The following is a 12952-nucleotide window of genomic DNA, read 5'->3' as shown; positions in this document are numbered from 1 at the left end:
TTGCCTTAGATTTCGACGCCGAGCAGGGCGTTGACGGCGTCGCTCACCAGCGCGGCGTCCGTGGCTGAGGCCTCCCCCGGGGCGGCCAGGGCGGACTTGGCCCAGGCGTCGACGGCAGCGAGTGCGCCGGGTGCGTTCAGGTCGTTGGCGAGTTCGGTCCGCAGCCGGCCGATCAGGGCCGCCGCGGAGCCTTCGGGGGCCACGGCGAGGGCCTCGCGCCAGGTGCGGAGCCGGTCTTTGGCCTCCGCGAACCCGGCGTCGGTCCAGGACCAGTCCGTGCGGTAGTGGTGGGCCAGGATCGCGAGGCGGATCGCGGCAGGCTCTTCCCCGTCAGCGCGGAGCCTGGAAACCAGGACAAGGTTGCCCTTGGACTTGCTCATCTTCTCCCCGTCGAGGCCCACCATGCCCGCGTGCGCGAAGTGGCGGGCCAGCGGCACGCCGGCCAGTGAGTACGCGTGGCCGGCACCCATTTCGTGGTGCGGGAAAATAAGGTCCGAGCCGCCGCCCTGGACGGTGAACGGTTTGGGCAGGTACTCCTGGGCGATCACGGTGCATTCGACGTGCCAGCCGGGCCGGCCCTCCCCCAGTTCGCCGCCGGGCCAGCTGGGCTCGCCCTCGCGGGCAACCCGCCAGAGCAGCGGATCCAGCGCCTGGCGCTTCCCGGCCCGGCCAGGGTCGCCGCCGCGTTCGGCGAAGAGTTCCAGCATTTCGGCGTCGGAGAGTCCGGAAATGGATCCCAGGGTCCAGGCGTCGACGTCGTCCGTCGAGTGCTTCCCGGCGGCTTCGACGTCGTAGTAGACGTCGCCGTCGGGCTCGCCGCCGGTGCCGGGGATGCGGTACGCGAGTCCGTTGCGCAGGAGGCGCTCGATGGCTGGAACGATCAGGGGAACGGCCTCGACGGCACCGATGTAGTGGTCCGGGGCGAGGACGTTCAGGGCCTCCATGTCGGTCTGGAAGAGCTCGATTTGGCTCGCGGCGAGATCGCGCCAGTCGACGCCGGTGGCCGTGGCGCGCTCCAGCAGGGGGTCGTCGACGTCGGTGACGTTCTGGACGTAGGCGACTTGCTGCCCGCCGTCCCTCCACGCGCGGTTGAGGAGGTCGAAGGCGACATAGCTGGCCGCGTGGCCCATGTGCGTGGCGTCATAGGGAGTGATGCCGCAGACATACATGGACTGCTCACCCGTGGCCTCCAGGGTGACGATTCCGCCCTTGGCGGTGTCGAAGAGGCGCAGGGCGGGCATGCTGCCGGGGAGCTGGGCAACAGGGCGGGAGATCCAGGATTTCACAGCCCAAGCCTAGTGCTAGGCGCTGATGACATTGAAACCGAGCAGCAGGAACAGAGACATTCCCAGGATGATCCGGTACCAGACGAAGAGCCGGTAGCCGCGGGTGGAGACGTATTTCAGGAACCAGCCGATGATGACGTAGCCCACAATGAAGGCGATCACGGTGGCCAGGGCCGTTTCCGGGAGACCGTACGGGCCGGTGATGCCTTCCTTGGAGACCACCTTGTACAGCTGGTACAGGCCGCTGCCGAACACGGCGGGGATGGCCAGCAGGAACGAGTAGCGGGCCGCCGCCTCACGGGTGTAGCCCATCAGGAGCCCGGCGCTGATCGTGCCGCCGGAGCGGGACACGCCGGGGAAAAGGGCCAGGGCCTGCGCGAGTCCATAGTAGAGGCCGTGTTTGTAGGTCAGCTGCGTCAGTTCGCGGTCCTGCCGGCCGATGGTGTCGGCCACCGCGAGGACCATGCCGAAGACAATCAGCATCGTCGCGACGCCCCACAGGCTGCGCAGTACCGATTCAATCTGGTCCTGGAACAGCAGGCCCAGGACGATGATCGGGATGCTGCCGAGGATCACGAGCCAGCCCATGCGCGCATCCGGGTCGTGCCGGGACACCTTGCCGGTCAGCGAACCGGCCCAGGCCCGGATGATCCGCAGGATGTCGCGCCAGAAATAGACGATCACCGCCGTCTCGGTGCCCAGCTGCGTGATGGCCGTGAAGGCGGCGCCGGGATCGGACGCTTCCGGGAGGAAGGCGCCGACAATCCGCAGATGGGCGCTCGAGGAAATCGGGAGGAACTCGGTCAGCCCCTGTACCAGGCCCAACAGAGCCGCTTGTATCCAGTTCACGTTTATAGACCCTACGTTACGAAGCAGCCCGACCCCGTAAGCTAGCTGACATGCAGCAGCGTTATGTCGGCAACAGTGGGTTGCGCGTGTCCGCCCTATCCCTTGGCACCATGTCCTGGGCCAGGGAAACCGAGGAACAGGATGCCGCCGCCCTGGTGCGGTCCTTCGTCGATGCCGGCGGAACCCTGATCGATACGGCGGCGTCCTACGCCGACGGGCAGGCCGAGGCGATGCTCGGCGGAATACTGGGCGACGTCGTGGCGCGCTCCGAAGTGGTGATCTCCACGAAGGCCGGACTGACGACGTCGGATGGGCGCCGCAGCGTCGACACCTCCCGCAACGGGATGCTCTCCGGGCTGGACGCGAGCCTTGCCCGGCTGGGAACCGATTACGTGGATCTCTGGTTCGCGCACGCCTGGGATTCGAATGTTCCGCTGGAGGAAACCCTGTCCGCGCTGGACCACGCAGTGCGGTCCGGCCGGGCGCGTTACGCCGGCGTCTCCAACTTCAACGGCTGGCAGACCGCAAAGGCCGCCGCGATCGCCGGCTTCCCCCTCGTGGCCAACCAGTCCGAGTACTCGCTCCTGCAGCGCAACGCGGAGATTGAGCTGATTCCGGCCATCGAGGACGCGGGGCTGGGCCTGATGGCCTGGGCTCCGATGGGACGCGGCGTCCTGAGCGGCAAATACCGCGGCCACATCCCGGCTGATTCCCGCGCCGCGAACCAGCGGCTGGCGACGTACGTGGAACCCTATCTCGAGGGACCGGCGTCAAGCGTGGTGGAGGCCGTCGCCATGGCGGCGAAGGGGCTCGGCCGGACCGCCCTGGATGTGTCGCTGAGCTGGCTCCTGTCCCAGCAAGGCGTCGCAACCGCCGTCGTCGGCCCCCGGACACCGGTTCAGCTCAAGGAAATCCTGGATTCGGCGCTCGCGCCGCTGCCGCCGGAGATCGCGCAGGCGCTCGAAGACGTGTCCGACCCCGGCTGAGGGCGGTCCCCGGAGATCCGCAGGTCCCCCTAGTTCTCCGAATTCTGCAGGATCTCGAGGTCCTCTTCGTCGTCGACATCGTCTTCGTCGTCGTCTTCGTCGCCGTCGATCACTTCGAGCGGCGTCACTTCCCCATACGCCTCATACAGCGCATCGTCGTAGACTTCAAAGGCATCGGCAACGGCGAAGAACGCCGCCTCGACCGCGGGATCCCCGTCACTTCTGCGGGCGGAGGCCGCCGCCAGGTGTTCTTCCAGTGCAGAGGTCAGGGACTGAAGCGCGACACGCGGATCGATGCTCATGACTTCACGTTAGTCGGAAAAAGACGAAAATGGAGAGCAATGAAAGAACATTTTCTGAGCAGCTCGGTCCGGCGGGAACGGGACTATGTGAAGCAGTACGAGTACCTCGTGCTGACGGTCGGTCCTGAGGATTCGCTCCCCGAGGCCCGCCGCCGGCTCGTGGAGCATTCCGAGTACGGCAAATGGGAACTGGAACGCAGCCGCCTTTACGTGGGCGGCGGGCGGCGTTTCTGGTTGCGCCGGAAAGTCATCCAGGTCCAGCGCACCGTCTAAGCCGCCCGCGGACCCCGGCCGCGCATCGGCCGGGATCGGCAGCCGCGAACGCCGCAGGGAGTCCGGGGCCGCCCTAGGCTGTCTCCAGCGGGCCCAGCCAGGCGTTCGCCACGGTATTGTGCGCCGACTCGTCATCTGAGGGGTGGAACATGCCGGCGAGCACGTCCCGGTACAGCCGCTCCAGCTCCGAGCCGCGGAAGTAGCTGGAGCCGCCGGACACCCGGATGGCGAGGTCCACCACGGTGCGCGCCGTTTCCGTGGCCCGGACCTTGAGCCCCACGAGCCGGGGGAACCATTGGCTGCCGTGGTCCGCGAGGTCGTCGACGTCGGCCGCCACCCGGGACAGCTGCGGGTAGAGCGCATCCATGGCCATCGCCGCCTCTGCCACCTTCCAGCGGATGTCCGGGTCCTGGGCGTAACTGCGGCCGCCGTTCTTGAACGATGTCCGGCGCTGCACCGCTTCCACCCCGAGCGTGAGGGCCCGTTCGCCGATTCCCGTGTACACCGCGGCGAGGAGGGTCTCGAAGCAGGCGAAGATCGCGAAGATCAGGGGGTCGGCGTTCGGGCCCACCGGCAGTTTCCGGAAGATCCGTTCGGCGGGCACTACGGCGCCGTCCAGGACGGTCGTGTTGGACTGGCTGGCCCGCATGCCGAGCGTGTCCCAGTCGGGCAGGATCTCGTAACCGGGGGTTTCCCGGGTGATGAACCCGTGGACCAGTTCCCCGGCGCCGTCCGCGGCGTTGGAGTCCTTCCCGAAGATCCCCAGCCGGGTCCATGCCGGTGACAGGCTGGTGAAGATCTTGCGGCCGGTGAAGCTGTAGCCGCCACCGGGCAGCGGGACGGCCTCCGTGCGGGAATCGAACAGCACGGAGTCGTTGCCGGCCTCCGAATTGCCGAAGGCGAAGACCTCACCCTGCGCCGCTTCCTGGAGGATGAAATCCAGCGAGGAGTCACCGCGGGCGGCAAGGACCTGGGCGACGCCGGTCCACACCAGGTGCATGTTGACGGCCAGCGCCGTCGCCGGCGCCGCGGTCGCCAGCCGGCGTTGCAGTTGCGCCGCTTCCGCCAGCCCAAGTCCGAGTCCGCCGTCGACCGCGGGGACGAAGATTTTCAGGTAGCCGGCCGCCGTGAGGTCCGCGAGGTCCTCGTGGAAGAAGGCGTTGTCGCGGTCGTAGCCGGCGGCGCGGCCGCGGATCCGTTCCAGCAGCGGCCCGCTGAGGATGTCCTCGGGCGTCATGGCAGGCGGTGTCCGCTCAGTAGTTGGTGAGCAGGGTGTCCAGCACCCGCGCACCGAATTTCAGGGAGTCCGCCGGGACCCGTTCGTCGACGCCGTGGAACATGCCGGTGAAGTCGAGCTCGTCCGGAAGCATCAACGGGGCGAAGCCGTAGCCGGTGATGCCGAGCCGGCTCAGGGACTTGTTGTCCGTGCCGCCGGAGAGCGTGTATGGCAGTACCTTGGCGCCCGGATCCTCGGAGTGCAGGGCATCGATCATCGAATCGACGAGGTTGCCGGCGAACGGCACCTCCAGCGAGACGTCGTTGTGCACGTAGCTGATGTCCACGCCGGCGCCGGCGAGTTCGCGCACGATTTCCAGCACCTGCTGTTCCTGCCCGGGCAGGGTCCGGCAGTCGATGAGGGCCTCGGCCGATTCCGGAATGACGTTGTGCTTGTAGCCGCCTTTGAGGAGGGTGGGGTTGGTGGTGTTCTGCAGTGTGGCGCCGACGAAGCGGGCCACCGTGCCGAGTTCCTTGAGGATCTTGTCCGGGTCATCGGGATCGAATTCGACCCCGGTGAGTTCGGTGACGCCGTCGAGGAACTGCCGGGTGGTGGGCGTGAGCTCGATCGGCCAGTTGTAGGCACCAATCCGGGAAACCGCGCCGGCAAGCCTGGTCACGGCGTTGTCGGTGTTGATCTGGGAGCCGTGGCCTGCGCGGCCGTGGGCAACAAGGCGGAGCCAGGAGAGGCCCTTTTCCGCCGTCTGGAGCAGATAGGTGCGCTGGCCGCCGATGGTGGCGGAGAATCCGCCGACTTCGGAGATCGCCTCCGTGGCGCCTTCAAAGAGTTCGGGCCGCTTTTCGACGGCGTAGCGGGCGCCGTAGGTGCCGCCGGCTTCCTCGTCGGCGAAGAACGCGAAGATGAGGTCGCGCTTGGGCTTGCGTCCCGTGCGGGCGAAGTTGCGCAGCACGGACAGGATCATGGCGTCCATGTCCTTCATGTCCACGGCGCCGCGTCCCCAGATCAGGCCGTCCTTCAATTCCGCTCCGAAGGGGTCAACCGACCACTGCTCTCGCAGGGCCGGGACGACGTCCAGGTGGCCGTGGACCACCAGGGCGCTGGCGGAGGGGTCCTCCCCCGCCAACCGGGTGACCACGCTGGCGCGGCCGGGGGCCGCTTCGAAGATTTCGGCGTCCAGCCCGACTTCGGCCATGAGCCCGGCGGTGTATTCGGCGGCCGCGCGTTCACCGGGGCCGGAGCCGTCGCCGTAGTTGGACGTGTCGATCCGGATCAGCTCCTGGCAGATCCTGACGACCTCGTCCTCAGGCCTGGTCTCGGTCCGGTTGTCAGTCATAGCGGCTCCTCGTGGCGGGTGGCTCAATTGCTTGCTTCAGCCTACCCACACCACCCCCGCGGACCCCGATTATTTGTTTCCGGAAAAGTCGTGCTAGAGTCTTTCTCGCTGCTTCCGAGAAAAGCAAAACGCTGAAAGGCGAAACGAACTCGGAATTACCACCTGCGCGGGTGGCGGAATGGCAGACGCGCTAGCTTGAGGTGCTAGTCCTCGAAAGGGGGTGGGGGTTCAAGTCCCCCTCCGCGCACAAGGGAAAACCCCTGGAATCCAAGGATTCCAGGGGTTTTTTTCTGTTGTAGCGAACGGCTTCCCTCATTTGGCGGCCGGCAGCGTTGTTCCTGCGCGTTCGCCAACCTTGCCGTCGGCGGTGATGCCGAAAATTTCCAGGAGGACGTCCTTGCTGCGCCGGATGTCGGTGACCGTGACGGAGCGGGCAGACTTTTCGATGCGGCCAACGGGGACGCCGTTGACGGCTACCGCCCAGGAATCAGCCGTCGGGTCATCGGCCTCCCAGGTGACCTTGACGTGCGTGCCGTCCGCGGAGACGACCTCGGCTTTGACGGTGGCCGGTGGCGCCGGCCGGACACCCCAGGGACCGACAGAGCCGATGTGGACCGGGGTCTTCAGAACGTTGGTGCTGCCGAGCGGGCTCGAGACCCGCAAGATCATCTGACCTTCGAACGTCGCGGGGTAGGCGTGTTTGAGGACTGGCGACGTTGTGGTCTTGTCGAAGGTCCCGTCCCCGTCCAGGTCCCATTCGTATGTGCCGATGGTGCCCAGGGAGGATGGGGCGTCGTAGGTGATCTCCTGGCCGGGCCCTGCCCAGTAGCCGTTAATCGGCAGTCTCGCCTCGACATCGAGGTTACTGCCGCCAGGGGGATGGTGTTGACCTGAAGGCTGCCGCCGGCGGCTTGGCCCGACTGGATTTGGTCCGAAGGGGTCTGGCTGGCCGCTGCCGGGCTTGCCGGCGAAGAGGTGCCGGGCGCCGCTGCCTGGGCCGGGGAATCCGTCGATGCGCTTCCGGCTGGCGCTGCCTGTCCGGGACCTTGTGCGCAGCCTGTGGCCAGCATCAGCGATGCCGCCGCGATGGTCCACCCTGGTGTCCTGCACTTTAACCGGACCAGCTCCCGAAATGGTGAGCCGGCCGCCCGCCGGGTGTGCGTTCAGGTACAGGCCACATCATGCGAACAGCCCCGCCGGAGTCCCGGCGGGGCTGTTCGTGGTGGTTATCGTGCGCTGTGCCTAGCCCACGTGGATGGATGGCCGGAGTGCTTGGTTGGGCTCGGTGTCGCGGAGGATTTCGCGCACCAAAGGCGCGGTGTCGCCCTCGCCCAGGAACAGGTACCGCATGAGGTGGCCGACGGGGTTGCCCTCGGACCACTCGAAATAGCACTGGGGCTTCGTGCCGGTCGAGTCACGCATGGCCAGCAGGACCGCTGCGATCGCGTTCGGCACGGCCGGCGACTTCACCCGCAGGACCCGGTAGCCGTCCACTTCGACGCCTTCGACCCGGAGCGTGTGGCTGAACGCCGAAGGGTCGGAGATTTCGACCTCCAGGAAGATGACATCCGCCGGGCCCGGGACCGGGTTCAGCCCGCGCTGTTCGTACTCCTTGTCCGCGTACTCAGCCTTGTCACCGGCCTGGCGTTTGTTGGCGATGACGTTCAATTGACCGTCGAAGGCAATCGAATCGGTGATGAACTGCCGGGCTGCCTCGTCGAACTCGATGGTTTCCAGCCGCAGTTCGGTGGTGCGCTGCACCCGGGAGATGAGCGAGACGACGATGATGCCGGCGATGAAGAACGCCGAGATCGCAATGCCGTCAGGCTTTTCGATGACGTTGGCGCCCAGTGCGTACAGCAGGACCAGGGTCAGCACACCGAAGCCGATGGTGCCGGCCCGGCTGTGCCGGCGGATTGCGGAGACCGTCACGGCGACGGCTCCGGAGACCATCATGGCCAGGATGCCGGTGGCGTAGGCGCCTGCCTGGGCGTTGACGTCGGCGTTGAAGGCGATGGTGATGCCGACGCTCAGCACGGTGTAGACGATCACGACCGGGCGGACCGCCCGGCCCCATTCCGGTGCCATGCCGTAGGCCGGCAGGTACCGGGGCACGATGTTGATGAGCCCGGCCATGGCGGAGGCCCCGGCGAACCAGAGGATCAGGGCGCTGGAAATGTCGTAAACGGTGCCGAACCCGGCGCCGAACAGGTCGTGGGCGAGGAACGCCAGGGCACGGCCGTTGGCCTGTCCGCCCTCCTCGAACTCCTTGGCCGGGATCATGACCGTGGTGAGGAAGCTGGTGGACATCAGGTAGACGCTCATGATGGCCGCCGCCGTGGTGAGCAGCTTGCGGGTGTTCCTGACCCGGGACGCCATGACCTGCTCCGGGCTGTCGCCGGTGGCCTTGATCAGCGGCATCATGGAAACGCCGGTCTCGAACCCGGAGAGGCCCAGGACCAGCAGCGGGAAAGCGATGACGGCAGGCCCGATCAGGTCCATGGGGCCGCCCCCGGCGCTGGCGAACAGCCGATCGGTCCAGCCGGCGATCAGGGACGGTTCGGAGAGAACATGTGCGAATCCTGCAGCGACGACGGCGGCGTTCAGGAGCAGGTAGACGGCCACGAGCGGAATGGCGACGCCCACCGCCTCGTTGAAGCCGAGCAGGAACACCCCGCCCAGAATCAGCAGCAGGATCACCGTGATGATCACGGCACTGCCTTTCAAGCCCTCCGGGACGATCGGATTCTCCAGCAGGTGCACCGTCGCGTCGGCCCCCGAGAGCGTGATGGTGATGATCCACGAGGTCGCAACGAACCCGAGCAGCAGCAGCACGAAGAACTTGCCGCGCCAGAACGGGAGCAGCTTCTCCAGCATGGCAACCGAGCCCTGCCCGTGCGGGCTCTCCTGCGCGACCCGGCGGTACATGGGCAGCATGCCCAGCAGCGTCAGGGCCACGATGAGCAGGGTGGCCAGCGGCGACAGGGCACCGGCGGCCAGGGCCGCGATGCCCGGAAGGTAGGACAAGGTCGAGAAATAGTCGACGCCGGTCAGACACATGACCTTCCACCAGGCGTTGGGCTTGTGATCTTCCTCGGCTTCGGGGCCGGCGGGTGCGACCTGGTTGGCCAGTAGCCAGCGGACCAGGGGCTTGCGGTCCGGGCGGTCGGCCTGCTTCAGGTCAACTTGGGCCGGGACGGCGTGGTCAGAAGTGGTCTGCATCGGATCTCTCTGTCGGTGGCCGGGCGTCTGCCGGGCAGGAGCAAGTCGTAGGAACCGGTCAATTGTAGTGCCGGCCCCCAGTGCCGGCCGTCAGCTGCAGGCAGCGTCCGGAACGGCGAGCCTACCGCGGCTCAGGTCCGGGCAGCGGCTCGGGCCCGGGCCGCTCGGGCCCGGGCAGCTCCGGCCCGGGCAGCTCCGGCCCGGGCAGCGGGTCCTTGCCGGACCATGTCTTGACGACGGTCCAGGTGACGGCAGTGACCGGCACGGCCAGCAGCGCGCCGACAATGCCGGCGAGTATGGTGCCGGCCGCCAGGACGAGCAGGATCGCCAGGCCGTGGATGCTGAGGACTTTGCCCATCAGGACCGGCTGCAGGAAGTGGTGTTCGAGCTGGTTCACCCCGATGACCACGGCCACAACGATGAGCGCCTGGGCCAGTCCGTTGGAGACCAGCGTGACGGCAATGGCAAGGGTGCCCGCGACGGTGGCGCCGACGATCGGGATGAATCCGCCAATAAAGATGAACACGCCCAGCGGCAGGGCCAGCGGCACTCCCATGATGGCGAGGGTGACCCCGACGACGAGACCGTCAACCGCGGCCACCATGGCGGTGCCGCGGACATACCCGCCCAGGACGACGGTACTGCGGTCCGCCGCCAGGTGTGCCCTGGCGCGGTGGTCAGCGGGCAGCATGCCAATGAGGAAGGCCCGGATCTCGGGCCCGTCCTTGAGGAAAAAGAACAGGGTGACCGCCATCAGCACCCCGCCGGTGAAGATCTCCACCACGGTGCGGGCACCGGTGAGGGCTTCTGCACCGAACGTGCTCGAGGTGAAGAACTCCCGCACCGAGTCCGTGAGGGCGGTGATCTGTTGGTCGCTGACAGGGACAGGTCCGTGGTTCAGGAATGAGTGCAGTTGTTCGACCCCGGCAGTGGCGCGGGCCGTAAGCTCGCCCCACTGGTTGGAGACCAGAATGACGATGCCGGCGATGATGCTGCCGAAAACGGCGAGAATGGCCACGAACGAGGCAACCACCGCGAGGGCGCGAGGCCAGGCGTGCCCCGTGAGCCAGCGGACCAGCGGGGAGATTGCCGCGGCAAGGATTACGGCGATCAGGACCGGGATGATGACGAGCGGGATGTGGCTGGCGGCCCAGATGATCGCCCACGCGAGGGCGGACACGGCGAGGACCTGGACGGAGCGGATGCTCGCTCGGCCCAGTCCGTCCGACCAGATGGCCGGCATTCCGCTGCGTGGTTCGATCATGGGTTTCTCCCGGCGTTCGGACGCGGCGACTAGGTCCAGCGCAGGGGTTTTGGCCTGGACTGTTGCCACGCGTCGTAGAACCGCAAGCGGGCTTCGTTGCCGCGCTGCTGTTCCAGGGCATGCAGGCGCCCGTAGGTAAATCCGTTGCCGGGGCCGTCCGCGGCCTGCCGCGCCAGCACCAGCAGGGTTGCCCGGGTGACGACGCTGTCCTGGAAGTCTCCGAGTATCTCCTGGATGCCCTCCGCGGCCCGGGCAAGGTTTGTTGCTTGAGTGCCGAAGATGGGGGTAGCCGCCTCGGCGGCATAGCGCAGCCGCTTGGCGCTCTTTCGAACTTCATGCAATGCGGCATCCTGCGGGGTCCCGCTTGCGCCGCCATCCAGGGACCGGACCGCCGCCTTGAGGCGTTTTCGTTCCGCTGAGACGAGCCGGCCAACCGTCTCCAGCGCATCATTGCCCGCACAGGCGCTCAGCGGAGGTACCGCAAGGAAGGCATCGAGGGCATCGAGGAGGCGGAAGTAGCGGGTGCTGTCCAGCGCCGCCAGGCCGGCGGCACGGCCCTGTTGCTGGACGGTGCCGAGGTGCTCCTGGATCTGCTGCGCAATTGGTCCGATCAACAGCTCCGGAGGTTCGGCACTGATCATGTCCTTCAGCCGGGCGCGGATGACCTCGGCGTCCCGGGCCTGGCCCACAGTGCCGGCGAGCCACTGGAGCTCGCCCCGAAGGAACCTGGCCGACATCGTATCTGTGAGCTTTCGGAAGGTGGCCAGTGCCGACCGTAACCGGCGCGCGGCCACCCGGAATTGATGCACGGCATCGGGCGCATCGACCCGGACGCGAGGATCGTGCAGCTTCACGGCGCGTACCTGTTGGGATACGTACGAGAGCATGACGTCCGAAGCGGTCCCGCTCCGGTTCGGCCTTGGTGCCGTGCCGGGATTCTCCGGATAGTCCGGTCCGAGCGCCCGGGCGAGCTTGGACGGGAGGGCGGCGGCGGTGACTCCCTCTGCGGCGAACAGAGCGTCAGCGTCCTGGAGCAGCCGTCGGGGGCCGTCGGCGAGTTCCAGCTCCCATTCCCGCCACCGCGACGGTTGTGCGGGGGTTAGCAGGGATTGAGCCTCAACACGGTCGTCGCTGAAGTGGGCAAGGACGGCGCCGTCGGCGGCGTACAACGGCGTCAACCTCCGGCTGGTCCTGATGCGTGCAACCGGCACCAGCGCGTGGCTGCGGGTGTGGACGAGCACCAGCTGCCGCAGATTTTCCGGCACGGCATCCTGCTCGCCGCCAAGCGGCTCCCGTATCTCCCGGCGCTCCCCCGCGGCGGCCGGGAGTTTGAGGTGCCATCCGTCATCCGGACCGCCGGACCGTCGGCGCAGCGTGATCCGCTGCGCGGCCAACGCCAGAGCTTTGGTATCAAAATAGACGGCGTCCAGCATTTCATTTGCGGATTGCCCGGCGCGATCCACCCCCGGGATTGATGCCAGTGGCGGGAGGGCGTCGGATTCCGAAGGGCTGTACTTGTGTTCCACCTCGATCGCGTCGGCGGCCATGCTTCATTCTAGGAACTCCCACCCGCGCCCGGCGTGTGCCCAAAGGCCCCTATCGCAGGAGATTGTCACGGGAACCGGGTGTCGAGGACGGGCGGCCGTGCTGGACAGGGGCTCGGCCCTCCAGGAGACACCCAGGTGCGGCGGGATGCGGCCGGAAAATAGACTTGCCCGGGCATGCGGCGGCGAGTAACTTTCGGAGCAGTGGGCCGGCGGACCGCTGGCCCCCTGCGAGAGGACCGCCATGCCAACCATAATCGGCCACCACGATGTCAAGGACAAGGATCATTGGCTTGCCTCGCCGAAGCGCGAAGAGGTGTTCGGCCCACTGGGGATCACCAACATTCGTACGTTCGTCAACCCCGGGAACCCGACGCAAGTCGCAGTGATGATGGATGTCCCTGATGTGGATGCCCTCATGGCCGCGATGCAAAATGACGTCATGGGCGAGGCGATGGCCTACGACGGGGTACTGCCCGAGACCCTGGTCATCCTCGTCGAGGCCCAGCCCTAGCTGGCTATAGGTCGTGTCAAGTGCATGCCCCGGGCATGACGGTTCGCCCCGTGTGTCTGGCGGGCGTTCTGAGGTGTTTGTGGAGGCGGCGGTTTGGTGGCTGGGCCGGTGTGGTTCCGGGGGCGCCCACGCTGACTTATGC

The 12952-nt window shown here is 67.2% G+C and carries 12 protein-coding genes and 1 tRNA gene; 4 read left to right on the top strand and 9 right to left on the bottom strand.

Going from position 1 to position 12952, the window contains the following annotated elements; translation table 11 throughout:
- Nucleotides 1–5 precede the first annotated feature (5 nt).
- The gene (mshC, locus tag AC1DXI_RS12250; RefSeq protein WP_476938853.1) at nt 6–1286 is read right to left on the bottom strand and encodes a cysteine--1-D-myo-inosityl 2-amino-2-deoxy-alpha-D-glucopyranoside ligase; all 1281 of its coding nucleotides are present in this window, start codon (nt 1284–1286) and stop codon (nt 6–8) included.
- A gap of 15 nt (nt 1287–1301) precedes the next feature.
- Entirely contained in the window at nt 1302–2135 is an 834-nt protein-coding gene (locus AC1DXI_RS12245) for an undecaprenyl-diphosphate phosphatase (protein WP_476938852.1), read from the bottom strand.
- A 50-nt stretch (nt 2136–2185) separates the two neighbouring features.
- On the opposite strand from AC1DXI_RS12245, the gene AC1DXI_RS12240 reads away from it, so the two are divergent.
- Nucleotides 2186–3121: an aldo/keto reductase gene (locus AC1DXI_RS12240; protein ID WP_476938851.1), complete on the top strand. Its 936-nt coding sequence runs from the start codon at nt 2186–2188 to the stop codon at nt 3119–3121.
- Nucleotides 3122–3150: 29 nt separating this feature from the next.
- Here the strand turns inward: AC1DXI_RS12240 and AC1DXI_RS12235 are convergent, their stop codons facing one another.
- Nucleotides 3151–3423, bottom strand: a complete 273-nt coding sequence (locus AC1DXI_RS12235; RefSeq protein ID WP_018772919.1) for a hypothetical protein — start codon at nt 3421–3423, stop codon at nt 3151–3153.
- A 39-nt stretch (nt 3424–3462) separates the two neighbouring features.
- On the opposite strand from AC1DXI_RS12235, the gene AC1DXI_RS12230 reads away from it, so the two are divergent.
- Nucleotides 3463–3696 (top strand): DUF5703 family protein, encoded by a 234-nt coding sequence (locus AC1DXI_RS12230; protein WP_018772920.1) that lies wholly within the window; start codon nt 3463–3465, stop codon nt 3694–3696.
- Between the two features lie 73 nt (nt 3697–3769).
- On the opposite strand, the gene AC1DXI_RS12225 is transcribed toward AC1DXI_RS12230, so the two are convergent.
- Nucleotides 3770–4933: an acyl-CoA dehydrogenase family protein gene (locus tag AC1DXI_RS12225; RefSeq protein ID WP_476938850.1), complete on the bottom strand. Its 1164-nt coding sequence runs from the start codon at nt 4931–4933 to the stop codon at nt 3770–3772.
- A 16-nt stretch (nt 4934–4949) separates the two neighbouring features.
- Nucleotides 4950–6266, bottom strand: coding sequence for a M20/M25/M40 family metallo-hydrolase (locus AC1DXI_RS12220; protein WP_476938849.1), 1317 nt, complete (start codon nt 6264–6266; stop codon nt 4950–4952).
- Nucleotides 6267–6430: 164 nt separating this feature from the next.
- Here AC1DXI_RS12220 and AC1DXI_RS12215 point away from each other — a divergent pair.
- Nucleotides 6431–6513, top strand: a tRNA-Leu gene (locus AC1DXI_RS12215).
- Between the two features lie 65 nt (nt 6514–6578).
- Here AC1DXI_RS12215 and AC1DXI_RS12210 read toward each other — a convergent pair.
- From AC1DXI_RS12210 to AC1DXI_RS12195, 4 genes are all read right to left on the bottom strand, one after another.
- The gene (locus AC1DXI_RS12210; protein ID WP_476938848.1) at nt 6579–7361 is read right to left on the bottom strand and encodes a hypothetical protein; all 783 of its coding nucleotides are present in this window, start codon (nt 7359–7361) and stop codon (nt 6579–6581) included.
- A gap of 147 nt (nt 7362–7508) precedes the next feature.
- Nucleotides 7509–9488, bottom strand: a complete 1980-nt coding sequence (locus tag AC1DXI_RS12205; protein ID WP_476938847.1) for an APC family permease — start codon at nt 9486–9488, stop codon at nt 7509–7511.
- A 121-nt stretch (nt 9489–9609) separates the two neighbouring features.
- Nucleotides 9610–10752 carry an AI-2E family transporter gene (locus AC1DXI_RS12200; protein ID WP_476938846.1) on the bottom strand — a complete coding sequence of 381 codons (1143 nt, stop codon included), beginning with the start codon at nt 10750–10752 and terminating at the stop codon, nt 9610–9612.
- A 29-nt stretch (nt 10753–10781) separates the two neighbouring features.
- A complete protein-coding gene (locus AC1DXI_RS12195) occupies nt 10782–12299 on the bottom strand; it encodes a CYTH and CHAD domain-containing protein (protein ID WP_476938845.1) in 1518 nt (505 codons plus the stop codon).
- 241 nt (nt 12300–12540) lie between these two features.
- Here AC1DXI_RS12195 and AC1DXI_RS12190 point away from each other — a divergent pair, with 241 nt between their 5' ends.
- A complete protein-coding gene (locus AC1DXI_RS12190; RefSeq protein ID WP_476938844.1) occupies nt 12541–12810 on the top strand; it encodes a hypothetical protein in 270 nt (89 codons plus the stop codon).
- The last annotated feature ends 142 nt before the right edge of the window (nt 12811–12952 follow it).

It is taken from the genome of Arthrobacter sp. P1_H7 (assembly GCF_056405215.1).
The sequence above is the reverse complement of the archived record's forward strand: the minus strand, read 5'-3'. Positions and strand labels throughout refer to the sequence as shown.